Here is a 26,041-nt window from a genome sequence, read left to right as displayed (position 1 = left end):
ATCTTATCAAACACTCCGATGTCCTTCATTGCCTTGAATACCGATGCCGAGGCTTCAAAGGCAAGAGTGCCGCTCTCAAAATAATAACCCTTCCTGTAAAATCCGGCGGTATAGCCGCCAGGCATGCCGTGGGCTTCAAATATGGTTACTTTATGTCCCTTCTTTGCAAGAAGGTTGCCGGCAATCAGGCCGCCGATTCCAGAACCGATTATGATTACATTTTTCATTTTTGAACCCTCCTGCACTCAGTCAGGCCTTTCATTACAAATTCAGCTAAGTAATCTAAAATCTGTGGAAAATATTCAATCCCAATTTCCTCCTTATGCGTATCAATATTGATTAGCGCGGTAAAAAAGGCCATAATAAGCTTAACATCGATATTGTCCCTTATTTTTCCTTCAACCTGCCATTTTTTTATTACCTCCGCAAAATTGTGATATAAGAAATCAACATATTTAATTCCGTTTTCTTCACGGTAATGTTGTTCCAATTTGCTAAAAACATCCCTGTTATACCATTCCCGCAGTATCGGATTTGACTTCATACCACGGATGTTGAATGCCATTAATTCCTTAACCACCTTTAATGGATCAGCATCCAGGTCAATCGATTCCATCATGCTCTTTTTAAGTTTCACGTTTTCTTCTAAATAAATCTCTAAAAAAAGCTTCTCTTTCGAGGAGTAATAGTTATAAAAAGTGCCTACCCCTACCCCAGCCATTTTTGTTATGTCGGAAACATTCGTGTCTTTAAATCCTCTTGCAGAAAATAATTCCTTACCGGCATTAAAGATATCCTCTTTCTTATCTCCCAATTTAGCTAACCTCCAATTTGAATGAATATTTTTTTATTCATTCAAATTATAACATAACCATATTTTCCGTCAATCGCAATTGTATTTTTTATTTAAATATCTACGAGCCTCCCAAAACTACCCTGGAAGGCTCGTAAACGCGCATGTATACTGGACTTAAAGGTCCTGCATCTATATTGTTCATCAAATTTGTCTTTGAGAAGTTAGGTAATAAAAGATGCCATCGTCTTTCATGCTTAATTTACAGACTATTCAATAAAGTCCTCGGAATGAAAGTTCGAATAATATCGGCCTGATTGAGCGGTAAATTTCAAAACACAATAATTGGGATCGGTAACTCCTTTGAGGTAATACATTATATCGCGATCCTGCCAAATCATTTCCTTACTTCCGGCGTTCTCCATTAATTCCATAAGGCCTTTCAGCATAACCCCTCGAAAAAACCGTTTGTCGCAAAAATAAATACATGCTTTAGGGTTTTTACGATATTGAGCCACACGCATTGCAGCAGTATATTTTCCATATGTTTGGGTGCATTTAACGGCTGCGTCTTCTCCTCAACCTTGGTAAACGACGTGCGGTCACATTCAAGAAAGACGTTGAGATAAAGGCATAGACTTAAACCACATGGCTCGCATTCGGGCAGGCCGTTTTTTACTTTTGACAGAAAGAATAAACGTGATATAATTGTAACATTAAGAGATAAATACATCACTAGTCGAGGGGTGTTATTAGTGAGGCACAAGGTTATCCGCCTTATACTCGGGGTTGTTTGGGTTGTTGTTAGCATCGTCTCGTTTGCAAAGGGCAACTTATGGCAGGGAGGGTTTTTCCTACTTGTCGGAACAGCTTTCTTTTATTCGGGTTTAAAAATCGGCAAGGACGGCAAAAAGGAGGAGGTTCATGTTGCTTGAATTATCCAGCTTAAGTGTATGGTATCGTAGAGACGCCCCTGTCATACGGGACCTTTCCCTTGCTCTCGCCGAGAATGAAATCGTTGGGCTTATCGGGCTGAATGGCGCGGGAAAAACTACGCTCATTAACACTATTTCGGGTGTGCATAAGAACTTCAACAGTTGCATCGACTTCAAAGACCGCTCATTCAAACGCCGATATACTGTCTTTGCCGAGGATACTTCCTTCCAATAATACACTTTCAATGAATACCTCTCGCACGTTTTTTCCGCGTACAACCGAACCCCCGATGCGAAGCGGGTGGTAGAACTGGTCAGCGGTTTCCGGTTTGAGGACTACAGAAGCGTCCTGATAAGGGATTTATCTACAGGCAATCGGAGAAAAGTCTACCTAATCACGGGGCTAGCGCTCGGTCTGCCCCTCCTCCTGCTTGACGAGCCAGTGAACGGGCTTGACTTCAAAAGCACGGAATACCTATATGAGCAGATAAATGGATACCGCAAATATGGAACCGTATTGTTTTCCTCGCACGTTTTGGACAGCATATGTCTGACTTCCGACCGCGTGCTTGTCCTCGAAAACGGCTGTATTAGCCGCGAATTCTCTGCGGGGCAAATAGACACCGCAGTAATTCGGGAGGTACTGAATGAGCAGGATACTTAACGTCAATATGAAAAAGTTCTTCGGTGCGAAATACGAGCGTATACCGAGAAGCGTTCTCATATGGGGCATTGTCTTTTTTGCTTTGCGTTTCGCAGAAATCCACATTAACATTGCCTCGTCCGTTTTAGCATTAACCACCTTGTTTGTTACAATGATGTCGTTTGTCGTGGTTTTGCGGTCGGACGATACAATCAGCAGTATCAGAGGACAGCTTATGCTGCCGGAGCAACCGTTGGATTTCCATATCGCTTTTTTCGCCACGATTGCGGCGCATACGTTTCTTACGAAGACGGGCTTGTTACTGCTCGTTTATTTGACCGTAAGCGAATGGTCAGGCATCGGCGTAGCCATATTCGCAACTTGCTTTGTCGTGAGTAGCGTTGTCGCATATGCGCTTGCTTTCCGCACGGAAAGAAAAGACGCGGTATACAGCCGAATTAACCATAACAGTCATAACATCTTGCTGTACTTATTCAGATATTTATGGAGCAAAAAGATCTACCTGACCAACACAGCGGTGCTTTGGGCGTTTGCCTGTGTTCTCGCTCCCGTAATAGGCAAATCAGGCTTTGTCGCCGCTATGCCGCTCGGTTTCGCGGTGTCGTGCCTTAATACTCCGCTCGGGATATTACTTTCAAGCGACAAGACACTGTATCAGAAGGTTCAGACGCTCCCCGGTCAGTTTCGCACAGTATTATTCCCTTATGCGGCATTTATGATGACCGCCAACCTTATTGCTTGTGGTTTTTATCTAGCTTCATGGCGTTTGACGGTCGGCATAGTTCCCATCCATATGATTATTGTGGCGGGTTGTTTTTCGGCAATAGGTGCGTTTCTGACCGTCCTGTTAGAGTTACGCTTTCCGTTGCTGAATTGGAAGGTGGAGAGCGACCTGTGGCATCACCCGCGCAAGTACATCGTTGCGGGAATTCTTGTGATTCTTGCCCTTCCGTTTGTTGCTATTACTGGTTAGGAGGATTCAATAATGGTCAAAAGCAGAAAACCGCCGAGAAAATATCATCGCTTTACGTGGTTACTGGGGTTTTTGGGCTTTCTTGGTTTCAGGTATTTTGTAGACCACGACCCCGCTAGCCTTTTTATGTTCAGTTTTTTCGCGTTTTTCAGCTATTTTTTCACGTCAAAGCTCGCCGCCGAAATGCCTGACGAACGTTATGAGGAAAATCGGCTTAAGGCGAAAGCCGCGACGATGTTTGTACCCGCCACCGTGCTCTTTGCGGTCGGTATCGGTTTGACGACCGGAATTATCGGACTCACGGGCGCAGTTTTAATAGCGGCGATCGGGTGGGCGGCGACGTTCATCACCTACGCCGTTGCATTCTGGTATTACGAGAAGCACTGACGGAGGTCGAATATGGAACAATACATCAGCCATTTGAAAAAGTACCGTCAGCTTGCCGAACTAACTCAAGAAGAATTGGCAAATAGGGTCGGGGTCAGGCGTGAAACAATTATCAGGCTTGAGTCCGCAAAGTACAACCCATCTTTGAAATTGGCGGTAGACATCTCACGAGCTGTAAAAGCACCGATTGAGGATATTTTCGTGTTCCCAGAATAGAGTCGCGTTATGTTTTACACCCCTGCGGCCAGTTTTTTCATATAAGATGCGAAAGAGCCCAGCAATACTGGGCTCTTTCGTGAGTCAACATTATATCAATATTGACGTTCTTTTCTGGTCACTTTCTCCAGCCGCACCACCGTCTCAACGTGCGTTGTTGCGATGATTCGGATAATTCTTAATCCTAAATTCCCCTATTGTTTTATCACTATTTTAACAACAGTCTATAATAGCATTTAATACTTTAAAGATCTGTCAACATTTTAAGCAGCTTATAGCCTTGCATTGCGATTATTGGCTTTCATGGATATGAATGTTACATTCCGATCTGTATAATATATGTAGTATCATAATGGATTATAGGAAAGTAGATAAGCTTAGGTCGCTAATCGGATAGTGCTGAGATTACAAGCAAGACTTATTTCTTGATTTTTATTCTCTGATTATCAAATCCATCACATCGCCTCGCATGCTCTGTGGGACTTCTTTTGTGGGCTTCCCCAAACGAACGAGCATTTGAATGGTACCTCCGTCTGAAGCGTAGTCGCGGTGAATGCCGCTGTATGGCTCTTTCATTTCGGGGTATTCTTCCAAAACCTGGCTAAGGGGCTGCATAACTAAACCCAAACGATGCGCTGTCAGTACCAATCTGCTGTAAAGCATACCGCTTTTAACCTGGCTTGAACGACTATTATCATTCGTTATAATCATGGCATAGGCCGGTGTATTGTCCACCGATGTCCGGGTAGACTGAATAAACATCTCCGATGCTGCTTTCCCGCTGTTCAGCGAAGGAAAGACCGTGACCAAGCCCTGCAAGATATGCTGCATGATGCCTGAAGTACCCTGTCCTTCAACAGAAAAACCGTAACGATATTTGTTTTTTTGGTACTCGTTGGCACGAAAAATAGTATCCGTTTCCTGCATCACTCGGCTCACGCCTGCTTCGATGGTTGCGCTCTTCATTGCATAACTTCCCTGTTTTTCTATGTTTTCTTTGTCCTGAAAAATCTTTATCGACATATTGACATCAGTATTGGTGGCTTCCAACTGATCTATCTGTTCAGAGGTTAACTTGTCTGACTGATATGCCGCCCTGTTAGTATCAGGCAAAAACAGGGAATCATAGAGAGGGTTGTTTTGAGGTTGGTCTTTTGTAAGCCTGATTTTGGCCACCGGTTTGATTTTCATGCTCGCCTGCAGTATTTGTTCATCATAGCCGCCATTTGGAAATAACTCCACTGCAGCTTTATACCCTAGTTCATCTCCGGCAATTTTGACATACTCCAAAAATGTACCTTGCGTAATTATCATTTGCCGAGCGAATGGGTCTACCTCATTGGGCAGTCGGTCATTATCGGCGTATAAGTAAAATACCATGGGATCATCTTTGTCGAGCCGGATTTTCCAAGGCTGCATGTTATGGCCGTTTGCAGCCAACAGTCCGTGAGCCGCGAGTTGGATTCTTGGATCATCAAATTTTTGCGAATACGTTTTTTGCCAAGGTTCCAAATACTTTGCCGACTCAAAAATCCCGCTTATGACCAATAGGGATGCCAAAGCTATGATGAATACTGCGCCAATGCTTGAAAGAATAATGGTCATAGTTTTTTTCACCGTCCTCTTGCTCATCTTTCATTTCCTCTATTTTCAGTTTGCATTGATCTGAAGATAAGTTGAAAAGCTGCTGATATCAATTCCTCCGGTGTCGTCATGTGATAGTTTTTAAGATAATTTGCTTTTCTCTTGGCGATATTAAACACACCTATCATACAGGCCCATAAAACAAGAGCTGTTTTTACAACATCCAAATCACTGCGGATGGAATCTTCTTTCATGCCCTTTTCCAACACACCGATCAGATGCCCCAGTATTTCCTCTCCAAGGGCATAGCACTCCTCTCTTGCTTGATCCGGAACCCCTTTTTGAAAATCAAGTTCACCATTTTCATACTCCATAATTGCTTTAAAATATTCCGGATAATCCTTGCTGAACCGGTAGAGTGTCAAAGCAATCTGTCTTATTTCCTCTATCGCATTACAGGCTTTTTCCTTTTGTAAATCATCCTTCAGTATACCGATTAACAGCTTGTATCCCCTGATCATAATTTCAAAATAGATCTGCTCCTTGCTATTGAAATAGACATATACCGTTCTTTTGCTGAACTCCGCCTCTTTCGCCACATCATCCATCGTGGCATTATCATATCCTTTTGTAAAAAAGATTCTTTCCGCAGCATCAATAATATCATTTCTGCGGATTTCCTTTTCTTTTTCCTTGCGCTCATTGATTCCCAAAAGATCCACCGCTTTCATTTCACTTGCGTGTTATCAAGTAAACTATCTGTTTACTTAATTCTAAAATATCTTATATTCTCTGTCAATACATTTTCCTTATACAAATCGCAAAATCCCTCTCCAATTCGCGCTTTTGTTTGGATTCGCGTAAAAGTTAGGCCCCCCTAAGTAAAAATTCCCATGAAACTCTCATCCACGGGAACATACAACACACTCAAATATTTAATTAAAATCGCCGAAACCGCTTGATTTCAGGCTATTTTCGCTCTATCACCGTGACTGTCTCAACGTGGGGTATGCATAGAAACATATCAATTATATTGCCGTAGGATTAAACGTTGGTTCGATTCCCTCCAGTTTGCCGAAAAAGCCCGATGTCATCTATAAAATTGAGGAGTAAAAAAACGAGGGTAAAAACCCCCGAAAAGGCTGATGCCATGCGGCTTTGACCGCATGGCATCTATTTTCACCTAAATTGATGGTGGAGGCGGGGGGGGATTGAACCCACCGTCCAAATTATCCCATGTATATTTCGCTGGCGCAGCACCTATGGTTTCGTATGGATTCACTTGAAAAAGGCCAACGCCGGCTTGAAACCCGCCTGGAAAACGAAGCCTTTAACAAGATCGGCGCCCTGTTTGACGGTACAGCTTAAAGGGTGACCAGATTGAAAATCTACAAAAACACCTTGCTCAACGGCTTGATAGTATTGAGATAGACACAGGCTATCTCGTTTCCAGGGTTGCTAGACTAGAAAAGATGGCTAAATAAAAATGAAGGGTTCCTTCGGAACTATCTGCCTGGCTTTCTTGATTTCAAAAAGAAAAAACCCTTGATATCAAGGGTTTTGTTGTTAATACTGGTGCGCCTGGCAGGAATCGAACCTGCGCACCCGGCTCCGGAGGCCGGCGCTCTATCCCCTGAGCTACAGGCGCATATGCTTAAACCTTATTCAAGGTCACCTATATATTATATCTTATTTCAGTTTAATTGCAAGTGTCTGCTAAATGGCAATAAATCACCGTTCCGTCGTGGAAAGCAAACAGTTGCTGCTATCAAGCTCTTATTATAGATTCAGACTGGCAATTGCTTTCCTTAATACTTCCGCCGAGCGACGCAGAGCGGCCTCTTCTTCTGCTGCTAACGGCAGCTCCAGAGGGTAACCCCGCCCCCTGGAGTTGACTATTGAGGGGAGGCTGAGACAGCAGCCATCAATACCATAATGGCCGTCGGCCAGGCCGGAAACAGAAAGGATGGTGTTTTCATCACGGATGACGCTTTCACAAATTCGCTTTATGGCCAGGCTGACGGCATAGTAAGTGGCGCCCTTTCTGGATATAATCTCGTAGCCTGCGTTCCTCACCTGTTTGTCCACTTCCTCACGTTTGATGGGTGGAACACCCACCAGCTCACAGAAATGGTCTATGCGGGTCCCGGCAATGTCAGCCAGGCTCCAGAGCATTACCTCACTGTCGCCGTGCTCCCCGACCACAGTGGCGTGGACGTTCCTGGGCGCGACACCGCAATGTTCGCTTAAGATATGCCTGAAGCGTGAACTGTCCAGCACCGTCCCCGACCCGAAGACTCTCTCGGGGGACAGGCCTGTTGCTTTCAGGGCGGCGTAAGTCAGTACATCCAACGGGTTGCTGGCGATGATAAGAATATTTTCATCTGTCAGGGCCATTTGGGTTAGACAATCCTTTAAAATGCGATAATTTGTTTTTAAAAGGTCCATTCTGGTTTCGCCGGGTTTTTGGCCCGCCCCGGCGGTAAAGATAATAATGCCCGCGTCGCGGCAGTCCTCAAAGTTCCCGGCATAAATCTGAATTGGTTTGATAAAAGCCGCGGCATGGGCAAGGTCCATGGCCTCTCCCTCAGCCTTGGCCTTGTGAACGTCCACCAGCGCCAGTTCTGTGGCCAACCCGCTCACGGCCAGGGCAAAAGCAGTCGAAGCCCCCACTGCCCCCACCCCCACCACGGCTATTTTACGGTTTTTGATACTCAATGCCATCAGCCCCGTCCGTATAATATCAGCTATATTATCCCGATAACAGATTGATTATTCCAGACCGGCAAAATACCTTGACAAAAACTATCTGGATCTATAGTCTTATATGTATTATTGTGCACGGTTATCAGTCCTCGTGGACACAAATAGACGGCAGGTGATAAAATATTGACTAAATGGTATAAGAATCCTGAGATTATCAAGTGGTTGTTGCTGATAATAGCCACCATCGCCTTAGGCGCATTTATTCTTACATCACAATTGGTACCGGACAAATATAGACTCTGGCTGGCTATTCTGGATTATGCTGTTTTTACCTATGCAAACTATAAGATAATCCATTTAAGAAATAAAGACCGCCAAAAGGCGATCCAGGAAAATGAAAACAGAGCTGCCAGACGGCAGGCGGAACGTTTGAAAAATAAATAGTCGTCCCGATATTTCTTACGGATATTAATGAAAGTATCAAAAAAATCTAAAAAAACCTGCCGCTTCCGTAACAGGACGAAAGCGGCAGGTTTTTTTGATCGCTTATGAGAGTATTTCTAATCCTTAAGAGCACTTCTCATTTGCACATGGCCCCATAGAAATGCAGCAACAGTGTCTGTAGACTTCCTTATACTGCTTCTCGTTCTAATAAAAGCGTTACCGCCTACAAGTCCGGCGCCGGCGCGCCGTATGCGGTTGAAATCGCACCCGCATTGTCAAGTTTCCAACTTCTGCCGGCGCCCATAGCGGCATGATTGTTAAATTGCACTCCCTTTTCTTAGCCCCCCTCCAGCTGCGGTATGATCTGGACCTGATCATCGTGGTTCAGCATAGCATTCCTACTGCTGAACTTTCCGTTCACCAGCACCACGCCCACATACCCGGAAGAGAGACCCAGCTTTGCCAGCATTTTTTCGATATCAGTTCCTTCGGGAACATCCAAAACCATCTTGCCGCCGGCAGGGCTCTTAAGGTATTCAACCAGTTCTCCGAAAACCTGGATCCTTACTCTCATCGAACCTCACCTCTAACCGATGTTCTGCTTATATTTTTTCAATTTCCTGACCACCGTAGGCTGGCTTACACCGAGCATTTTGGCGGTCTGGTAGGTGTTCTTGCAGTTCTCGTAAGCCGAGAGGAAGAGCTGTTTCTCGACCTCCTCTATCGCCTCCGGCAATGAGACCACGCCTGGCACGGTAACTTTATCCTGCTTGTTCAGCGGGTTAGGCAGATTATGAATATAACCCGGGAGATGTTGTGGCTCAATCAGATCGGCCGGAGTAATCACTACCAGCTGCTCAACCATGTTTTCCAATTCCCTGATGTTCCCCGGCCAACGATACCTGAGCAGATAACTAAAAGCGTCGTTGCTGATCTTCTTATCCATCTGGTGTTTCTTGTTGAACTTGTCAAGGAAACATCCCAACAAGGGCACGATATCGTCTTTACGTTCCCGCAGCGGCGGTATCGTAATCGGAATAACATTGAGCCGGTAGAAAAGGTCCTCCCGGAACTTCTTCTCCTCCACCAGCTTCTCCAGATCTCTATTGGTGGCGGCGATGATCCTGATATCGACCTCAATGGCTTTGGTGCCGCCCACCCGGTAGAAGGTCCTCTCCTGGATCACCTGAAGCAGCTTGGCCTGTAATGCTAGCGGCATCTCTCCAATCTCATCCAGGAAAAGTGTCCCGTGGTTGGCCAGTTCGATCAAGCCGACCTTGCCCTTTTTCATGGCCCCGGTAAAGGCCCCCGGCTCGTAGCCGAAAAGTTCGGATTCCAGCAGATTTTCAGGGATGGCGGCACAGTTGATCTTCATGAAAGCACTCTTTTTTCTGGTGCTGTTCCGGTGGATGAACTTGGTTACCACTTCCTTGCCGACCCCCGATTCGCCCCTCACAAGTACGGTGGAATCGGTACGGGCCACTCTCATGGCCAGTTCTACTACCTGCTGCATCGCCGCCGAGCTGGCTATGAAATCACCCTCTCCACGGGTCATCTGTCTAACCCGCATCTCTACCAGTTCCGAATAGTACTGGTCCTTTAAGCGACGCTCCTCTTCGGTCTGATTTTTCCACCGGTTCAGTTCAGTGATATCCCTGGCGCTACTCACCACCCGCCAGATATTGCCTTGCTCGTCGAAAAGTGGCGTCCCGGTTACGATCACGACTCGATCTGTAACATTCTGCAGGATCGTAACCTTTGATTTCGTTTTCAATACCTCCAGGGTGCTCGATTTATTAAATAACCCCTTGGCAACAATATCCTTAACATTCAATCCGACCACTACATCTTTCTCAAGGCCGGTGGTCCTGTTGCAAGCAGCATTGATCCGCAAGGTTTTACCTTCGCCGTCTGTGATATACATACTGTCAGAAGAGGTGTCAAGAACTGCATCAAGTTCCTTGTAAGCTTCTTCCATCTTTTTCCGGACAGAGATATCCCGGCAAACCAATATTCCACCGAGGTTTCTTTTTCTCCCCAGTATGATGGGTTCGAACTTAACCAGATAGTGGGTTTTATCTACTATTATCTCTTTTTCCAGGCTTCGTTTACCGGCCAAAGCATCCACAATTTCATCAATATCGTTGATCAATTCTTCTATCCTGGAACCAGCAAGCTCATTCTTTTTGCGCCCCAGCCATTTGGCAGCTTTCTGATTGACCAGGGTAACTATTCCTCTGCTGTCGATGATAAGTACCATGTCATTACTGGCCTTTAGCATCCTGGATAACATCAGCTTGAGCATCTTGTCCCGGCTGTAATTGATTTTGCTCAATTTTACACCCCCTATAATGACCACTGATGCAACTAAAAATGGGCCTGTGACCGGAGAATTGTGCCAACATAGGACAGCAATATGATAATTAAGTGATAATTACGCGCTAATGGAAAATTAATTATATTGTTAGTAAGTGTTTTGTATTTTATTTACAAATTCTGTTTATGGTTAAAGAAATTATGACATCAAACGACATAAAGTGAGTTTATATAATTATTCGACTAATATTTCATACTCCCTTCTACTAAAAAAAAAATTCAAAGGAAGCGCCATGACTAACGCCTCCTTTGAATAGTGTTTCTACTAACGAATTAGAAATTGAGAACAGCATCAAGCTCTTCAGGTGTTATATCGAAAACGACTCCCTTTGGTTCAAGCGGTTCATTGCTGAAAAATTCAGGCAGCCTGTTATCAGCATTGGTGAAGCCTGCTAGCTTATTAAAGGACATTTCTACCCTGAGGAGATCTTTGCCCCTTTCCAGAAGCTCATCTAGAGTGATATCCTTACCCACATACTTTGAAAACACCTTGACCAGTGTATCCATGGTCGGCGGCATCGGTCCTATAAAGAGGCACAACCCAAGTCCGTCCACAACGGCGGTCATGATCTGCAGTTTGCGGGAGATTTCCACCTGTTGATCCTTACTGTTGGTATCAACACCGAAGCGTCCCGGCAAGCCGTTGCCTAGAGTGTGGTCGGCACCCTGCGTCCCGGTAGCGTAGGTAACGCCGGTCCCTTTCAAGGCTCTCGGGTCATATGCCGACATATTCTGTCCCTTGGAGGCCGGTACACGGGTTACGCCCAGGACCTTGCCGGTAATGGTAGAACCATTACCGAGAAGCCTGCCGAGAATAGTGCCTTTACCAATCTGTTCCACCATATCCAAGGCTGCTTCTTCATCGCCAAAACTGGCAATTCCTGCTTCCATAGCAACGCCCACAGCCCCGCCGACGTCCATCGTGTCGACACCGTAGTCGTTGCAAAGCCTATTCAACCTGGCAATAGTTTCCAGGTTATCGATATCAAGATTGGATCCAAATAGTGCAACGGTCTCGAACTCAATCGCCGAAACAACGTACTTGCCGTCTTTATCATGGTAAACATTGGAACACCTGACGACACAACCAGGGGAGCAGGCATGTCCCACTCTACCGCCGTTTGCTATACATGCCGCAGCTAGAGCCTGTCCATTGATTTTTTCAAACCTGTCATAGGAGCCCTGGCTAAAGTTTTTGACAGGTAGTCCGCCCACCGCATTAATCGGGTTGACCAGGTTGGTGGTTCCGAAATTCTTCAGACCAACGGTGTTTGCGGCCAGTGTCTTGGTCCATTCCTTGCAGACTTCATTGAAACCTTCCGGATCGGCGATCTCGGCTATGGCATCGTCGGCGCCGGTGTCATCCACCACAATCGCCTTAATCCTCTTGGAACCCAACACGGCGCCCATTCCACCCCGTCCGCAGTGCCTGTTAGGAAGCCCGTCCGGGTCGCTGACCGCTACTGAAGCAGCAGAAAGCATCATTTCACCCGCTTGACCAATAGACATGATCCCGACTTTAGCGCCATAGGATTCATGCAGGCTCTCCATGGTCTTGTAGTTGCCTAAGCCCACCAGTTCCTGTGACGGTACCAGTATGGCTTCATCCTTCTTGATCACCAGGACATTCCAGGCATCTGAAGCAGGCTTACCTTCAATAATGATACCCTTTATACCCAGTTTGGCCAGTTTACGAGCAACAGTGCCGCCGGCGTTACTCTCCTTGATCGTTCCGGTAAGCGGACTTTTCGCCCCTATAAAGATCCTGTTGCTGTTAGGGCAGCGTGTACCTGCGAAAAGACCGGGAGCGATAACCAGTTTATTGAGTTCCCCCAAGGGCTCGCAGATAGGTTCCACCTCGTCCAAAACGATTTGAGATGTTAAACTGCGACCAGCCAGCAACCGATACTTTTCGGGCACATCCTCGTAATGGACTTGACCCTTTGCAAGATTAACCTGTAATAATTTTGCCATTTTTTACACCCACCACTCCTATCAAGTTTTTTATGATACTGGAGCAGTTGCTGGCTCTGCAGGCTTTTTCTCCTCAGTTTTTTGAATAAAGGCCTCTTTGCCGAGTAATAATGCGCAAAGCAAGATGCCGACTCCCAGTCCCCAGGCTGCGCCCTGAACCGCCAGAGCAGCGCCGCAGATACCGGCAATACCACGCTCGGTGTTATTTGAAACCATGTTCATGGCAATGTAGACACAGGCAAAACCCTGGATCATCATGGTCAACGAGAGCGCGATGGGGAGCGCCGGCTGGAAGATCAACACCAGCGGCAGGATCAAGCAACTGGCAAATTTCATATAGTTGAAGGTGCCCATACCAGAGAAGATGGAGTCCATAGCCTTGCGGCCGCCCTTGTAACGCTCGCAGATAGTAACCTGCATCGCCGTCCATGTCGGGCCGCCCAGACCGGCATGCGGGAAGAAGAAACCTTCAGCGAAGTTTCTGATCGCGCAAACTACGTTCATACGGTTGGGGTCCGAATCGACCTTTTCGTCGGGCCTGTATTGTTCGTTGGCAGTTCTCATGACCGTTTCACCAAGGATCATGTTGCCGAAAGCGATGATATAGGCAACCAGGGCCATCGGTATGGCAGCGAGCCAAACCTGGGCTGGCGGCATGCCTAATCCGACAACTGAATAATTATTTAATACTTCGCTAAATTGAGGGATAAAGAACAGCCCCGGTTGCATAACCGGCAAGGGAAGCTCGCCTGAAATCCAACCGACGATAATCCCGGCAGCAATACCAGGCGCAATACCTAGATTGGCAACTGTCATCAGGAATTTTTTGCCGTCCATTTGACCGCTGCGAACTTTTTCAGTAAAGCCTTTGGAATATATCAGGTAGAGCGCGAATATCCCGCCGACAGTGATGCTTAATGGATATTTCATGAGACCGGTTCCGGTCGGGGCGAATACATATGTTCCAATAAGCCCCGAGACACCCGCTCCCAGCAAAATACCTGATTGAATCGCCTTGGGCGTGTATTCGATCAGTTTCTTGGCCAGTCCGGTGACACCTAGGACGAAATAGATAAGGCCCAGCATTACCTGCAGTGCAATCAATCCTTCAATACGGTCGGTACCAACGGTAATCTTGTTCAAATAGGCGATAACCAGCGGCAGCGCCGGCGTGATCCAGCCGGGAACAATGGGATCGCCCAGCAACTGGTGCAAACAGTACATCAACTCGTGGAAGACAACAATGGTCATGGCCAGTTCGAAGGGCATGTCAAAGACGTCCTTCATCACCTGGATGATCCCCATGGCGGTGACAAACATAACCATCGCCTGAAGGATCTCAGAGCCTTCAATCCCCCAGTGAACAAACGGTAACCTCAGTTTGAAATTGAAAATCTTAAGCGGAATATATGGTACCTCGTCGCCATCTTTTCTTCTGGCGGTCGGCAGCATAAGCGCCATAAACAAAAACCTCCTCTTCTTAACGAAACCCATGTTTTATTGGAGCGGGAGGGCAGTTCAGGCTTTCAGTCCACGAACTGCGCCTCGCCAAAGTCTGTTTTTAATGACAACTTCCGTAACCTCAATATTTTTATTTCAGCGCTAACCTGTACATATTTTCTATATCAGCAAGTTTCGTTACCCTGGGGTTAACCGCGATGTTGCCGCTGAGCATGGCGTCTTTTGACATCTGAGGAATTTTATCTTCAGTGACACCATACGCTACAAGGTTTTCCGGGATCCCTACATCCTTGGATAATTTTTTCACAGCTTCAACTGCGTAGGGAGCTGCTTCCAGATCTGTCATCCTGCTGACATCTTCGCCTAATAATTCAGCGATGATCTTATATTTTCCGTGGTCAGCAAGCAAATTGAAATCCATAGTGATCGGGAGCAGAACGGAGTTGGCGACACCGTGGGGGACGTCGAAGAAACCGCCCAGCGGGTGAGCCATGGCATGGCAGTCGCCAAGTCTGGAGATGTTAAAGGCAATACCGGCCAGGTTGCTGGCTACCAACATTCCGGTCGCCGCTTCCAAATCAGCCGGTTGGCCTACAAAATGCCTGAGGTATTTGCCGATCAACCTGATCGCTTCTACTGCAAAGGAATTAGTAAAGGGGTTAGCAGCACGGTTGATATATGACTCGATCGCATGGGTAAGGGCGTCCATACCTGTGGAAGCCGCGATAAACGGAGGCATTTTGGAGAAAATCGACGGGTCAAGCAGTGCTACGTTCGGGAGCATGCTCTTGCCCAGGATGGTCATCTTATAATTCCTGGATTTAACAGTAATAACGGTCATGGCTGTGGTTTCACTGCCGGTACCTGCCGTAGTCGGCACGCAAATGGTTGGCAGGGGAGCATTTTTATACTTTTCAGGACCTTCATAGCTCTCCAGGTCCCCGCCGTTGGTCATCAGCAATGCTATAGCTTTGGAAACATCTATCGGACTGCCACCGCCAACAGCGACAACTGCGCCTGCTTCAATTCCTTGAGCCATCTCGTAGCCCTTGTAACAGCTTTCGGTTCTCGGGTTGGGCTCTACTCCGGAAAAGATCTTGTAAGTGATGCCTGCGTTTTTCAGAGCAGCTTCCGCATCATTCAGCAGACCGGCATTCAGTACGCCAGGGTCTGTTACCAGTAAAATCCTGTCCGTACCAAGGGCTTTAACTTCATCAGCCAGTCTGTTTTTGAGGCCTCCAGTCTCCAAGATCGTTTTGATAGGATGTTGGTAAGTAAAATCATTGATGACACCCATTTAGAAAATCCCCCTTTTGATTTGTTATTGGGTAATTCCGTGAAGCTGATAGACTTATTACTCCCCCAATCCCTCCATATTAATTGCTTACTCATGGATAAGAGCAAGAAGCATACCAGTGTGACATTAAAATTTAAAAAACTGATTAGTTTTCGTTGAAACCCGGTTAACAGCACGGTTTATGGAAACTAACCTCAATTACCTCAAGCCAAATAGCTCTCATAGGATCGTAATCATGCCAGGTTTTGATACAGCAATGAATCAACATGATTCATTGCTGTATCAATAGCAGCAGATTTCCGGGCTGCAACTTAACCTCTTGCTGTTCCTTACTGTGAATTCTTTTTAAAACTGCGCCAACTGCCGCTAAGCTGGCCGGAAAACTCCCGGCATGCCCCGCTGTCTTTTAATTCCAGCAGGAGATTGTTCTCATCATTATTGATATCGGTGTATTTAATCAAGGTAAAATGTCTGTATTTGTCTTTAAAGACCATCGGGGCGATAGGCCCCCACAAGACCACGCTTTTATTCTTCAAGTTAGCCTTGGTGCGTGTTGTAAAATGCTCAATCTTCTTGATGCGCTGAAAGGGTATGGTACCGGCCTCCCCCTTTAGGGAATAAAGCACCAGAGAGCCGCCGGCCAATCCAACTTTGAGGGGCTCCGGCCGGGGAATCGGGGGGAACCCACCGTGGTAGGAGACAGTTCCCAGCAGTTCTCCGATCTGATATTTCTCGGTGACAAGCTGGTCCATACGCTCCGCCTCTCTCATCTTAGAGCGTCCCTTTAGGTAGCTGATGGTCAACAATACCAGTACCGCAGCTCCGATCAGTATCACTTTCATTTACGCCCCTCCCAGCATGATTAACATGAGAAAAGGGACTGGGGAAAGCCTTCGGGCTCACCCCCAGTTCCTTAAGAGGTGTAAGCAATATCAAGACCTAATATTTTGGTTCCAATCTTTCGTATTTGCAGGTCATATAGAGAAGGGCGCCCAATGCTGAAAGAATGCACATAACAATCAAGGCCCCGTTGTAGCCAAAAGCGGTATCGACAATGATTCCGGTCACTATCGGACCCAGCAAGGAACCAAAGTTGCCGACAAAACTGTAGACTCCACCGACACCCCCGGCCTGGCCGTAAGGAGCCACGTCGGTAGGAATCGCCCAGACGTTGGAGGCGCCGAAGGAGAAAATACCCATAGAGCAGGTCAACCAGAATATGGCCATTGCCGGCGAGCTGGCGGCAGCGTGTGTCGCCAAATAGAGGGCTATGGCTCCGCCGATCATTCCCACGCCCATCCCGGTACGCCGGATGGCAGTAATCGTTGCGCCCCTTCTGAACCAACGGTCGAAAACAAAACCTCCGAGCAACTCCATCGACACACCGGCGATATAGGGAAACATTGCTGCAAACCCCATTGATTTCAGGCTAAGCCCGCATACTTTCATCATGTACGCAGGTATCCAGGAATTAAAGGTTGTCCAGAAGTACATATAAAGAGCGTAGCCGCCGCAGAGTTGGAGGATCACCCGGTAAGTAAACAGCTTTGCAAGCGGGATCGGTTTCACCACAACCTGGCCTTCCTCTGTTAAGACCTCGTCCTGGCGGATGTAGGCCAGCTCGGAATCAGTAACTTTCGGATGCTCGTCGGGGTCCTTATATAAGTATAGCCAGACGAAGCTGTAAACTACCGCGATCATGCCGGATACAACAAATGATGCCTTCCAGCCCCAGGCAACAATGATAAAGGCCACCAGAGGCGGCGCAAAGGCGTTCCCCACCCTGGCACAGCAGTCAAAGCAGGCGGAAGCCATGGTGCGCTCACGTTTCGGCACCCATACCGACACCACCCGGGGAGCGGCAGGATAACTGGGAGCTTCCGTGATGCCAAGCCCGATCCGGACCGCCAAAAAAGAACCGAAACTATTTACCAGGGAGGTCATTACCGTCACCAGGCCCCAACCCAGGCAGGAGTAGAACATCAACATTTTGGGACCAAACTTATTTAAAAGAGCGCCGACAGGTATCATCATTAAAGTGTAGGACCAGAAGAATGCCGACATCAACACACCCATCTGAGAAGCTGACAGACCAAGAACTGTCATTAGGGTTGGTGTTGCCACAGCGATATTAACGCGGTCAATATAATTGACCGTAATTGCCATAGCGATTAGAAAAATCGCCATATAGCGATAATTAGAGGCTGGCTTGGCAGGTGTTGCTGCATCAACATCCAGGGCTGCTAAATTTGAACTCATTTGTTACAAATCCCCTCCTTTTGATTTGCTACAAATTTCATTTTACCGTTACTTGCAGATCCTCCCTCCTTTTTTTAACAATGCGGCAATGAATCAGGCATCCCCCCTTAAAATAGAACAATTGCCATAAAAAAAATTTATATCTGCCGCCACCATACTCCAAAATATCATGCCAAGAACACTTCGCTTCCTTCCTTTTAAAAGCATGGCGAAATGTTACTGTTTCTTATGCCTGTCCCAAATAAAACTACAGAAATTTTGCTATTATCTAAATATGCAACAGCTGTGCCGGGGTCTTTAAAAATGAATACAGTGGGAAATCAAATCTCAAAGCGGGAATAAACCAGGTATTCCGGGGATCTGACGTAGGAAGCCGCCGGGAGCCGGATTAACGATCCGGGTAAAATTGATTCATGTTTGTATCAATGAAATCAAATCTGTATTATTGCAGCGCTTGGAAGCTATCAGGATGGGCGTCGGCAGGGATTCAGATGGGAATTAAGGCGTAAAAATACCCGCAAGTAATCTTTTCTTCCGGGTCATTTCACTGTAACAATATTTAAATTGTACTACGCGAGGATGTATCTTGCCAGAGGATATGTTTGTAATATCCAACCTCCAATTGCGAATAGGGCCGAACGAATGCTCATGTGGAGCAGTTGCTTTGCTACCTCGTTTGTGCTTTGTTAATCATGAAATTTTTTTAATAAATTATCTTGACTAGATGTCTCTCCGGGAAAACACGCGTACGGCCATAGCTAGAAAAAACAGCATATAAAGCCCGGTATAGACCAGCATCCATACACTTGGTTCGGAACCGGCCCCAAAGGGACCCAACATGTAAGCGGAGTAAGACGCCCCGGACGCCGACAACAAGCTATAGACGATTTTTCTGTAAATGGCGTCGACCGGCATCACCAGGCTGGAAAATATGCCGATTTTAACAAGCACCTGGCTCCCCGCCAGGTGGCCGATTTGCTCCAGCATCCCGCCCACAAATCCGACGCTGTAAAGCATGAAGGCTGCCACCCCGTTGGCCAGGGTGGACAGAAAGGTGGTCCCGAGCAGGGTAACCGCCAGCAGGACCAGCGGCTGGAGACAAAAAAGCCCCAACGCGCCCGGCCGGACCGGCACGCTCATACCGGTATTTACGCGTATGATAACCAGCACCGCAATATAAAAAAGGATGGCAAAAGCCGACAGGACTAGCCCGTAGCCCAGAAACTTGCCCAGTATAATTTCGGAGCGTCTGACCGGCCTGGGCACTATAGCGAAAATGGCGCCGTTTTCAATATCCCCCGATATCGCCCCCACGGCCGCCATTACAGCCAGAAAGGCGATAATGAAGCTGCCGAAATAAAGGCCCAGAGCTAGAAACTGGGCAGCCATCAGCCCTTGCAGCGGTCCGGCGTGAGCCGCCATATCCCGGTAGCCATAGTGGACCCCGGTGGCGTAAAGGGCCAGGAAGACCACCGCTAAAACAAGGGTTACCAGGAGTATGCGCCGCCGTATCACTTCTTTAACAGTTAGCAGGGCCACTGCCGGCATACCCTTCACCACCTCCCTGAATTAAATTAACAAACAGTTCCTCCAGAGAATTGTGCCTTGTCTGCAGACTGAACAGGTTAGCGCCTGACCGGACCACTGCTGCGGCGAGAGATGGTATCTGTTCCCGTGAGCCCAGCCTTAACCTGACCAGACTTTCGTTGACAAAGCATGACCTGCCCAAGGTGGCAAGTTCGTTAACCAGCTGTGGGGTTAGGCCTTCTACCTGCATTTCCACCTCCACTGTCTCCACCAGCAGCTCTTTCATGGTACCCGCGGCCATGATTCTGCCCTGGTTGATAATAGCCACTTGGTCGCAGACCATTTCTACCTCGCTGAGCAGGTGACTGTTTAAGAATACCGTTTTACCGCGACTGCGCAGTTCCATCATAATTTCGCGCACCTCGCGCCTTCCCAGAGGATCCAGGGCTGATGTGGGCTCGTCCAGGAATACCAGGTCGGGGTCGGGCAGCAGGGCGCAGGCCAAGCCGACCCGCTGCTGCATGCCTTTGCTGTAGGAGCCTATTTTTTGCTTTCCCTTGCCGCCCAGCCCCACCTGATCCAGGACAGCCGGTATGCGCCTCATCTTTTCCTCGCCGGTCAGCTTGTAGAGGGAGGCATGGAAGGAAAGCAGCTCTTCACCGGTCAGCCACTCCTGGTAGCGGAAATTCTCCGGCAAAAAGCCCGTCTTGCGCCTGGCCTCCAGGTCTCCCAGAGGCCGCCCCAGGACCGAGGCTGTACCGGAGGTGGGGAAAAGAAGCCCCACCAGCATCTTGACCAGAGTGCTTTTACCCGCTCCGTTGGGACCCAGAAAACCAAAGATTTGTCCCTTATCAATCGCCAGGCAGATATCGCTACAACCGGTTTTACTGCCGTACATCTTGGTCAAGTTGCTAGTCTCCAGGATCAAATGGCCAACACTCCTTTCAAAATGACATTTAGGTTAGCAATGAGAACCGTCTCCTGTCTCTAAAAATGTTTTCGAAAAGGCTATCCAGAACACCATAAAGCCGGGGAATGGCCATTGAAAACTTGAAGCCACTCCCCGGACATATGCAAGGATTGTTTTCCGGTCTGCCGCACTACTTCATTGAGGCGGCCATTTGTTGAGCCTGCTCCAGGTCCAGGTTGCCGGCTATGGCATAAACAACGCCATTTTCCTGCCAGATCAGGCTGTTGATGTTGCCACGCCCATTGTGATTCCCGGCGGCGCTTGGCGTTACAAATACACCCTGCTGTCCGGCCACGCTGACTTCTTGCGAAGAACCATCTATATCAGGCACCAGGATGGTGTGCTGCCAGTCGTCAACTGCGGCCAACTGCCTGCGCAGGTTTTCCGGCAGAAAAGGCAGGGCTAAAAGCGCGTCCCTTATAGCCGCCACATCCGAACCCGGGGCCACAAGTTCGGGACTCCGCCCCTGCAGCACCATGACCCGGTTATCGTTGGCCCCGGCATATAAAGCCTGTACGGTGACCGGAAATTTGACCGTGAACATCTTGCCGTTGAGCTCGTCAGGCAATAACTTGCTGCTGCCAAGTGATTTTAGCACCTCGTTGGTTCTCACGGTATCCAGAGTGAGGTCCATGGTGCCACCGGTAGTTTTATTAAATTCCTGAACCTCAAAACCCTCGGGTATAACAGCGGGCAACTTGAGCTGAAAATCCAGGGCTTCACCCGCTTCAGCCTGCGTTACCCTGAAAGACTCTATCTTGCCGCTGAACTCAAGCTTACCGAAATTTTCAATATTTACCTGCCCGGCGCCCTCGCGTATACTTCTTTCAATATTAGCCATATCCTCAGGCGTAATACTTATGGTTGTTACCTTCTCAACTCGGAAAATGCTCAGTAGTTCACTTGCCGCTGAACGGACGGAACCAAAACTGAAGATTGTAGCTATGGCCAGTACAACCACTGCCGAAACGGCAGCTGAACGATATTTTGCAAACATGCTAAACACTCCTTTCCCACGGCGCGAGGCGATCCGGTCCTGTAACTTGCCCCTGTTGAACCTGCTCCAGGCCAGGCCTGTGTCAACAGAGTCACTGGTCAGCGCGTGGTAATAACCGGTTAGCTTGGCGTTGGTATAGTTTTGATTATCCTTTAGACGCTCCGCTGCAGCGCAACATGCATCGCAGCCCAACAGGTGTTCTTCCAGCCGCTTCCTGTCAGATTCATTTAATTCCCCGTCCAGGTAAGCCTGCAGGGTACCGATATCATAACAGCGCACCTCAATCACTTCCCTTGAACTTGGTGTATTCTACCCTGAATTTGGCGCGAGCACGGGCCAACACAGTACCTACAGAGGATTGTTTGATACCGGTGGCGCGGGCGATCCCGGCATAATCCATCCCGGAAAACCTGAGTAGAAGGCAGGCCCGGTCCCTTTCCGGGAGCTGCTCCAAGACCTGTCTGGTCAAGGCAATTTCTTCTCCCCGCACCAGTAATTCCTCCGGTCCGTCCCCGGCCAGTACCTCAGCCAGACCGGCGCTCACCTCGCGACGAGACCTGCTATTCTCACTGCGCAGGTGGTTGTAAGCGAGGTTGGTCGCAACTCTGGCCAGCCAACCGCCCATATTTGACGGTTCAGGGGGAGGCGCCTGGTAAAGCCGAATAAACGTTTCCTGGGCAATGTCCTCCGCGGCGGCGCGATTACCCAGAAGGCAGGTGAGATGGCGGCAAATGGCCGGGTAGTGGCGGTCAAAAAGCTCTCTAAAGCCGTTATGGCTGCTTATGGGCTTGTCGGCTGTCGACTGCAGGGCCATTCCCCGGTACCCCCTGGTGTTTTGGCTTTCATTTATTAAACAGAGACAAAGGGCTATTTGTGACAGGTTAGCCTTATAAATTATATCATAAAATAAATAACCGGCTGTTAAGCCGGATGACAGATGATTTTTTACTATTGGCCGGTTGAACATTCTCCTTTACCGGACAGGTTGCTTTTCCACATGATGATGGCGTCCTCGTTGTTATCCGTATAGTATTTCTTGCGGCGGCCTTTTTCCACAAAACCCAGCGCCTCGTAAAGCCGCCTGGCTGCTGTATTGGTGGGGCGGACCTCCAGGGTCATTCCGGTGGAGCCTTTTTCTATCGCCAGTCTGATCATTTCCAGCATCAACGACTTGCCGATATTTCTCTGCCGGTAGTCCGGGTGGACCGCCACGTTGGTTATATGAGCCTCGTCCAGAATCAGCCACATCCCGCTGTAACCCACCACCTTATGCCCGCTCAAGGCCACGATGTAATGGGCCAGGTTATTCTGCAGAAGCTCGTAAGCAAAAGCATAGTAGGACCAGGGCGCAGGATAGGAAACTTCTTCTATATCCAGTACCTGGTTTAAGTGCTCCAGGCGCATACTTGTAAAAACGAGCTTCAAACATTCTACCCCCCCGGACAATTTTTTCGCAGCCAGGTCAACTCTGCCTCGGAAGGCCTGATGTACTCAGGCTGCAGGGCAGACGGGGCAATACCACGGCCTTCCCGCAAAGCTGCCAGACCCAGTTCAGCTACGGCCGCCCCCCTGGGAAAGCTCGCGGCCTGAGGCGCGAGTCTTGCCATGCTGCCAAGGGCATCCCGCAGCTGGGCTCCATAAACAGGGACCCCGTCACCCAAAAGGGTCACCGGCCGCTTGAATTCCAAAATAATTTCAGCCAGCCGCGACGGGCCAACGGCCGCAGGACCCTGTATACAATTAGCAACCTCACCCTGGCAATCATAGATGGCGGTATAAACCTCGTTCTTGCGGGCGTTCAGTATGGGGCAAACCAGGCCGCCGCTCCCGGCCAGGGGATGCGCCAGCGCCGTCAGGGTTGAAATACCCACCACCGGAAGTCCCCAGACCCAGGCCAGCGCCTTGGCGGTGCTCATGCCGATACGCAGGCCGGTGAAAGAACCAGGGCCACCTGAAACCGCTATACCGGTCAGCTTACGGCGGTCTATCTCCGACTCCTCCAGCACAGCCTTGAGCATTGGAAGGAGGTTTACGGAATGTGTCCGCCGGTTCAACACCATGCGTTCAGCCAAGATCCCCCCCTGGCCGGCTACCGCGACCGAGGCCACCGGTGTGGCGGACTCAACTCCCAGAACAAACAACAGACATCAACCCCTCAACCACCAGCCGGTACCTATCACCCCGCGGGAGCATCCTGATCTCCCTGAATTCGTCTTGGGTACCCCTGTTTATAAGAATTTCCAACCTTTCCGCAGGAAGAGCTTCCCGCACCCGTTCCGCCCATTCTATCAGAGTTACGCCATCTCCGTAAAAAATATCTTCATAACCAAGGTCATCCAAATCACCGGGGCCGTTAAGCCGGTAGACATCCAGGTGATAAAGCGTCAGCTCCCCGTGGTATTCATTAACCAGGTTAAAAGTGGGACTGGTCACCGGGTCTTCAATACCCATACCGCGGGCCACCCCTTGGGCAAAACAGGTTTTTCCGGCGCCAAGCTCCCCTTGCAGGCAGACTATGTCGCCGGCTGTTAGAAACGATCCCAGCATCATTCCGATCCGGGCCGTTTCTTCCGGCGACTTCGTGTTTGTGTAAAACAATCTTTTCACTCCAGTATATGACGCCTTTTGCATGATAGTATTAATATTATAACCTTTGCCGCCATGGGGCAATCCCCCCAATTACTATAATTCACCATGAAAAAACAAAACCCTCCACCGGGAGGGAGAAAGTATGGTCGAACCTGGGGACCGCTTAAGCATAATCTCTAATTAAAGTTTTTTTATAGCATGAATGCTTCCATTCCAGGTTCTCCAGGAGTTCCTTGATTTTCTCTACGTCAAAGGGCTTGGCAATGCAACACAGCGCCCCCCCTTCCATGGCCCTGGTGACGGTTTCCTCTGAACCGTATGCTGTCATGATAATCACCTCGGTTTCGGGGAGCATCGCTTTAATTTTACCAAGCGCTTCAAGGCCTCCCATCAGGGGCATCCGTACATCCATAAAAACCAGGTCAGGATGGCTGGCTTTAGCAATATCTACAGCTTCCAGCCCGTTCCTGGCGGTATATACTTGGTGCCCCACTTCCCTGATTACAATATCGAGAAGGTAACGCACCCCGGGCTGGTCATCAACAATCAAAATTTTTAGGGGTTCTGACATTATTACATCACCTCTCAACACTGCGTTACATCTAATAACATTACAGTATAATAATACCAACATTATTATACGACATGCGTTTGCAAATTCCTTTTATAAATCCATTAAAATCTTTTAATTCTATATTTCTCCATCAAACGGAAAACACCTTTGACCATTGATAAAAACTTGCTCAACCCGTGATGAAATATCCAGGGGATAGCCGTCCCAGATAACAATATCCGCGTCTTTGCCCGGCTCGATACTCCCCAGGCGACCTTCCAGTCCGAGGATGACGGCAGCGTTAATAGTTACAGCCTGCAGCGCCTGCTCATCGGACAAGCCCCCCTTTTTGGCCAGGGCGGCTGAAGCTGCCAGGTACTGAATAGGGACCGCCGGGTGGTCGGTCATAATGGCGAAGGTAACTCCCGCGCCGGCCAGGACCGCTGCCGTCTTCAGGGTAATACCCTGCATTTCCACCTTCACCCTGTTGGTAATGAGCGGTCCAACCACTGCAGGTATCCCTTTGGCAGCTAACTGCTTAGCCACCAGATGACCTTCCGTGCAGTGCTCAATCACCAGCTTGACCCCGAACTCACCAGCAATCCGGACAGCGGTCATGATATCATCAGCCCGGTGAGCGTGCACGCGCAGCGGCGCCTCCCTTTTCAGCACCCTGGACAGCGACTCCATTTTCAGGTCCTTTTCGGGGTTCTCTTTTTTTAAATAATTTTGGCCCTTGGTCAGCGCCTCCCTTAAGAGAGCTGCTGAGGCCATACGGGTGGCGGGCATTTTTTTATCAGGCCCGTAGCTGCGCTTGGGGTTCTCCCCCAGCGCCGCTTTCAGTCCGGCCGGGAAGCGGACTATCATCTCATCTATCACAGTCCCGTGTGTTTTCATAGCCACCATTTCCCCGCCGATGATATTAGCGCTGCCCGGCCCCGTAACTACAGTGGTGACACCACCCGCCAAGGCGTCACGAAAACCCAGATCGGAGGGATTAACGGCGTCTATAGCCCTCAGGTGGGGGGTCACCGGATCTGTGTTTTCATTGCAGTCATCGCCTTCCTCCCGGTAGATCTCCTCCACGATGCCCACGTGGTTGTGGGCGTCAATTAAACCCGGCATAACAACCTTGCCTGAAACATCTACGGGCTCAGCGCCGGAAGGAACAATCACTCCTTCCATCACAGCGGTTATTTTATCCCCGTCGATCAGGACTGTGCCCCTGTCAATGACAGGCCCCGCCATCGTTATAACTCTTCCGCCTACTAGGGCCAGCACTTTATCTACTTCCCTTCCATAATATATAAGCCGTGGACAGCCCGGCCAAAAAACT

At 48.5% G+C, this 26,041-nt stretch carries 29 protein-coding genes, 1 tRNA gene and 1 pseudogene; 8 read left to right on the top strand and 23 right to left on the bottom strand.

The annotated features are described in order from the left end of the window. The 3 genes and pseudogenes from Psfp_RS12490 to Psfp_RS12480 form a co-directional block, all read right to left on the bottom strand. On the bottom strand, positions 1-227 hold a 227-nt coding region (locus Psfp_RS12490), incomplete at its 3' end, for an FAD-dependent oxidoreductase (RefSeq protein WP_134218870.1). Next, the gene (locus tag Psfp_RS12485; protein ID WP_134218869.1) at positions 224-814 is read right to left on the bottom strand and encodes a TetR/AcrR family transcriptional regulator; all 591 of its coding nucleotides are present in this window, start codon (positions 812-814) and stop codon (positions 224-226) included. The genes Psfp_RS12490 and Psfp_RS12485, both read right to left, overlap by 4 nt. 248 nt (positions 815-1,062) lie before the next feature. Further along, positions 1,063-1,326, bottom strand: a pseudogene (locus tag Psfp_RS12480) (pyridoxamine 5'-phosphate oxidase family protein); the annotation flags it as partial. Between the two features lie 222 nt (positions 1,327-1,548). Between Psfp_RS12480 and Psfp_RS12475 the strand changes: the two are divergent. From Psfp_RS12475 to Psfp_RS12455, 6 genes are all read left to right on the top strand, one after another. After that, complete coding sequence (locus Psfp_RS12475) at positions 1,549-1,728, top strand: hypothetical protein (protein WP_134218867.1); 180 nt, start codon at positions 1,549-1,551, stop codon at positions 1,726-1,728. Next, entirely contained in the window at positions 1,718-1,963 is a 246-nt protein-coding gene (locus Psfp_RS22660; RefSeq protein WP_348981143.1) for an ATP-binding cassette domain-containing protein, read from the top strand. The genes Psfp_RS12475 and Psfp_RS22660 overlap by 11 nt, the downstream gene beginning before the upstream one ends. Positions 1,964-2,029: 66 nt before the next feature. Beyond that, positions 2,030-2,392 carry an AAA family ATPase gene (locus tag Psfp_RS22655; protein WP_348981142.1) on the top strand — a complete coding sequence of 121 codons (363 nt, stop codon included), beginning with the start codon at positions 2,030-2,032 and terminating at the stop codon, positions 2,390-2,392. Further along, entirely contained in the window at positions 2,376-3,365 is a 990-nt protein-coding gene (locus Psfp_RS12465; protein ID WP_134218866.1) for a hypothetical protein, read from the top strand. Before Psfp_RS22655 ends, Psfp_RS12465 begins: the two co-directional genes overlap by 17 nt. A 12-nt stretch (positions 3,366-3,377) precedes the next feature. Beyond that, positions 3,378-3,752, top strand: coding sequence for a DUF3796 domain-containing protein (locus Psfp_RS12460; protein WP_134218865.1), 375 nt, complete (start codon positions 3,378-3,380; stop codon positions 3,750-3,752). Positions 3,753-3,764: 12 nt separating this feature from the next. After that, positions 3,765-3,968: a helix-turn-helix transcriptional regulator gene (locus tag Psfp_RS12455; protein WP_134218864.1), complete on the top strand. Its 204-nt coding sequence runs from the start codon at positions 3,765-3,767 to the stop codon at positions 3,966-3,968. Positions 3,969-4,400: 432 nt separating this feature from the next. On the opposite strand, the gene Psfp_RS12450 is transcribed toward Psfp_RS12455, so the two are convergent. Next, positions 4,401-5,600 carry a hypothetical protein gene (locus tag Psfp_RS12450; protein ID WP_134218863.1) on the bottom strand — a complete coding sequence of 400 codons (1,200 nt, stop codon included), beginning with the start codon at positions 5,598-5,600 and terminating at the stop codon, positions 4,401-4,403. After that, positions 5,597-6,283, bottom strand: coding sequence for a TetR/AcrR family transcriptional regulator (locus tag Psfp_RS12445; RefSeq protein ID WP_243120618.1), 687 nt, complete (start codon positions 6,281-6,283; stop codon positions 5,597-5,599). Before Psfp_RS12445 ends, Psfp_RS12450 begins: the two co-directional genes overlap by 4 nt. Before the next feature lie 505 nt (positions 6,284-6,788). Here Psfp_RS12445 and Psfp_RS22525 point away from each other — a divergent pair. Then, entirely contained in the window at positions 6,789-6,920 is a 132-nt protein-coding gene (locus Psfp_RS22525) for a hypothetical protein (protein ID WP_282434342.1), read from the top strand. 205 nt (positions 6,921-7,125) lie between these two features. Here the strand turns inward: Psfp_RS22525 and Psfp_RS12440 are convergent. Together Psfp_RS12440 and Psfp_RS12435 are read right to left on the bottom strand one after the other, a co-directional pair. Then, a tRNA-Arg gene (locus Psfp_RS12440) sits at positions 7,126-7,200 on the bottom strand. Positions 7,201-7,331: 131 nt separating this feature from the next. Further along, positions 7,332-8,276, bottom strand: a complete 945-nt coding sequence (locus tag Psfp_RS12435) for an L-lactate dehydrogenase (protein WP_134218861.1) — start codon at positions 8,274-8,276, stop codon at positions 7,332-7,334. Between the two features lie 165 nt (positions 8,277-8,441). Between Psfp_RS12435 and Psfp_RS12430 the strand changes: the two genes are divergently transcribed. Further along, positions 8,442-8,702 carry a hypothetical protein gene (locus Psfp_RS12430; RefSeq protein WP_134218860.1) on the top strand — a complete coding sequence of 87 codons (261 nt, stop codon included), beginning with the start codon at positions 8,442-8,444 and terminating at the stop codon, positions 8,700-8,702. A 337-nt stretch (positions 8,703-9,039) separates the two neighbouring features. On the opposite strand, the gene Psfp_RS12425 is transcribed toward Psfp_RS12430, so the two are convergent. From Psfp_RS12425 to Psfp_RS12350, 16 genes are all read right to left on the bottom strand, one after another. Then, positions 9,040-9,276 (bottom strand): MoaD/ThiS family protein, encoded by a 237-nt coding sequence (locus Psfp_RS12425; RefSeq protein ID WP_134218859.1) that lies wholly within the window; start codon positions 9,274-9,276, stop codon positions 9,040-9,042. A gap of 12 nt (positions 9,277-9,288) precedes the next feature. Continuing rightward, positions 9,289-11,037 carry a sigma 54-interacting transcriptional regulator gene (locus Psfp_RS12420; protein ID WP_134218858.1) on the bottom strand — a complete coding sequence of 583 codons (1,749 nt, stop codon included), beginning with the start codon at positions 11,035-11,037 and terminating at the stop codon, positions 9,289-9,291. 314 nt (positions 11,038-11,351) lie between these two features. Continuing rightward, the gene (locus Psfp_RS12415; RefSeq protein WP_134218857.1) at positions 11,352-13,052 is read right to left on the bottom strand and encodes an aldehyde ferredoxin oxidoreductase C-terminal domain-containing protein; all 1,701 of its coding nucleotides are present in this window, start codon (positions 13,050-13,052) and stop codon (positions 11,352-11,354) included. A gap of 30 nt (positions 13,053-13,082) precedes the next feature. Continuing rightward, positions 13,083-14,513 (bottom strand): hypothetical protein, encoded by a 1,431-nt coding sequence (locus Psfp_RS12410; protein ID WP_134218856.1) that lies wholly within the window; start codon positions 14,511-14,513, stop codon positions 13,083-13,085. Between the two features lie 130 nt (positions 14,514-14,643). Then, positions 14,644-15,810 carry an iron-containing alcohol dehydrogenase gene (locus Psfp_RS12405; protein ID WP_134218855.1) on the bottom strand — a complete coding sequence of 389 codons (1,167 nt, stop codon included), beginning with the start codon at positions 15,808-15,810 and terminating at the stop codon, positions 14,644-14,646. Positions 15,811-16,139: 329 nt separating this feature from the next. Beyond that, complete coding sequence (locus Psfp_RS12400) at positions 16,140-16,652, bottom strand: hypothetical protein (protein ID WP_134218854.1); 513 nt, start codon at positions 16,650-16,652, stop codon at positions 16,140-16,142. A 97-nt stretch (positions 16,653-16,749) separates the two neighbouring features. Further along, positions 16,750-18,069 carry an MFS transporter gene (locus tag Psfp_RS12395; protein WP_134218853.1) on the bottom strand — a complete coding sequence of 440 codons (1,320 nt, stop codon included), beginning with the start codon at positions 18,067-18,069 and terminating at the stop codon, positions 16,750-16,752. A gap of 720 nt (positions 18,070-18,789) precedes the next feature. Continuing rightward, a complete protein-coding gene (locus tag Psfp_RS12390; RefSeq protein ID WP_134218852.1) occupies positions 18,790-19,617 on the bottom strand; it encodes an ABC transporter permease subunit in 828 nt (275 codons plus the stop codon). Beyond that, positions 19,589-20,524 (bottom strand): ABC transporter ATP-binding protein, encoded by a 936-nt coding sequence (locus tag Psfp_RS12385; protein WP_134218851.1) that lies wholly within the window; start codon positions 20,522-20,524, stop codon positions 19,589-19,591. The genes Psfp_RS12390 and Psfp_RS12385 overlap by 29 nt, the downstream gene beginning before the upstream one ends. Positions 20,525-20,696: 172 nt before the next feature. Next, a complete protein-coding gene (locus Psfp_RS12380; protein ID WP_192895417.1) occupies positions 20,697-21,842 on the bottom strand; it encodes a zf-HC2 domain-containing protein in 1,146 nt (381 codons plus the stop codon). A gap of 1 nt (position 21,843) precedes the next feature. Next, positions 21,844-22,377 carry an RNA polymerase sigma factor SigX gene (locus Psfp_RS12375; protein ID WP_134218849.1) on the bottom strand — a complete coding sequence of 178 codons (534 nt, stop codon included), beginning with the start codon at positions 22,375-22,377 and terminating at the stop codon, positions 21,844-21,846. Positions 22,378-22,511: 134 nt separating this feature from the next. Beyond that, positions 22,512-22,967 carry a ribosomal protein S18-alanine N-acetyltransferase gene (gene rimI / locus Psfp_RS12370; RefSeq protein WP_134218876.1) on the bottom strand — a complete coding sequence of 152 codons (456 nt, stop codon included), beginning with the start codon at positions 22,965-22,967 and terminating at the stop codon, positions 22,512-22,514. 26 nt (positions 22,968-22,993) lie between these two features. Next, the gene (gene tsaB / locus Psfp_RS12365; RefSeq protein WP_134218848.1) at positions 22,994-23,704 is read right to left on the bottom strand and encodes a tRNA (adenosine(37)-N6)-threonylcarbamoyltransferase complex dimerization subunit type 1 TsaB; all 711 of its coding nucleotides are present in this window, start codon (positions 23,702-23,704) and stop codon (positions 22,994-22,996) included. Next, a complete protein-coding gene (gene tsaE, locus Psfp_RS12360; protein ID WP_243120617.1) occupies positions 23,685-24,161 on the bottom strand; it encodes a tRNA (adenosine(37)-N6)-threonylcarbamoyltransferase complex ATPase subunit type 1 TsaE in 477 nt (158 codons plus the stop codon). The genes tsaB and tsaE overlap by 20 nt, the downstream gene beginning before the upstream one ends. 154 nt (positions 24,162-24,315) lie before the next feature. Next, a complete protein-coding gene (locus tag Psfp_RS12355) occupies positions 24,316-24,723 on the bottom strand; it encodes a response regulator (protein ID WP_134218847.1) in 408 nt (135 codons plus the stop codon). A 120-nt stretch (positions 24,724-24,843) separates the two neighbouring features. Next, positions 24,844-25,986 carry an amidohydrolase gene (locus Psfp_RS12350; protein ID WP_134218874.1) on the bottom strand — a complete coding sequence of 381 codons (1,143 nt, stop codon included), beginning with the start codon at positions 25,984-25,986 and terminating at the stop codon, positions 24,844-24,846. Positions 25,987-26,041 lie beyond the last annotated feature (55 nt).

The organism is Pelotomaculum sp. FP (assembly GCF_004369245.1).
In the GTDB taxonomy this organism is placed as follows: domain Bacteria; phylum Bacillota; class Desulfotomaculia; order Desulfotomaculales; family Pelotomaculaceae; genus Pelotomaculum_C; species Pelotomaculum_C schinkii.
This window is presented reverse-complemented; position numbering and strand designations above follow the sequence as displayed.

Coding starts and splice junctions, on each gene's coding strand:
- Psfp_RS12400 (WP_134218854.1), bottom strand. CDS start 16,652: ATGAAAGTGATACTGATCGGAGCTGCGGTACTGGTATTGTTGACCATC.
- rimI (WP_134218876.1), bottom strand. CDS start 22,967: ATGCGCCTGGAGCACTTAAACCAGGTACTGGATATAGAAGAAGTTTCC.
- Psfp_RS12450 (WP_134218863.1), bottom strand. CDS start 5,600: ATGAGCAAGAGGACGGTGAAAAAAACTATGACCATTATTCTTTCAAGC.
- Psfp_RS12355 (WP_134218847.1), bottom strand. CDS start 24,723: ATGTCAGAACCCCTAAAAATTTTGATTGTTGATGACCAGCCCGGGGTG.
- Psfp_RS12425 (WP_134218859.1), bottom strand. CDS start 9,276: ATGAGAGTAAGGATCCAGGTTTTCGGAGAACTGGTTGAATACCTTAAG.
- Psfp_RS12415 (WP_134218857.1), bottom strand. CDS start 13,052: ATGGCAAAATTATTACAGGTTAATCTTGCAAAGGGTCAAGTCCATTAC.
- Psfp_RS12375 (WP_134218849.1), bottom strand. CDS start 22,377: ATGGCCCTGCAGTCGACAGCCGACAAGCCCATAAGCAGCCATAACGGC.
- Psfp_RS22660 (WP_348981143.1), top strand. CDS start 1,718: ATGTTGCTTGAATTATCCAGCTTAAGTGTATGGTATCGTAGAGACGCC.
- Psfp_RS12455 (WP_134218864.1), top strand. CDS start 3,765: ATGGAACAATACATCAGCCATTTGAAAAAGTACCGTCAGCTTGCCGAA.
- Psfp_RS12445 (WP_243120618.1), bottom strand. CDS start 6,283: ATGAAAGCGGTGGATCTTTTGGGAATCAATGAGCGCAAGGAAAAAGAA.
- Psfp_RS12410 (WP_134218856.1), bottom strand. CDS start 14,513: ATGGCGCTTATGCTGCCGACCGCCAGAAGAAAAGATGGCGACGAGGTA.
- Psfp_RS12465 (WP_134218866.1), top strand. CDS start 2,376: ATGAGCAGGATACTTAACGTCAATATGAAAAAGTTCTTCGGTGCGAAA.
- Psfp_RS12460 (WP_134218865.1), top strand. CDS start 3,378: ATGGTCAAAAGCAGAAAACCGCCGAGAAAATATCATCGCTTTACGTGG.
- Psfp_RS12435 (WP_134218861.1), bottom strand. CDS start 8,276: ATGGCATTGAGTATCAAAAACCGTAAAATAGCCGTGGTGGGGGTGGGG.
- Psfp_RS22525 (WP_282434342.1), top strand. CDS start 6,789: ATGTATATTTCGCTGGCGCAGCACCTATGGTTTCGTATGGATTCACTT.
- Psfp_RS12395 (WP_134218853.1), bottom strand. CDS start 18,069: ATGAGTTCAAATTTAGCAGCCCTGGATGTTGATGCAGCAACACCTGCC.
- Psfp_RS12390 (WP_134218852.1), bottom strand. CDS start 19,617: ATGCCGGCAGTGGCCCTGCTAACTGTTAAAGAAGTGATACGGCGGCGC.
- Psfp_RS12405 (WP_134218855.1), bottom strand. CDS start 15,810: ATGGGTGTCATCAATGATTTTACTTACCAACATCCTATCAAAACGATC.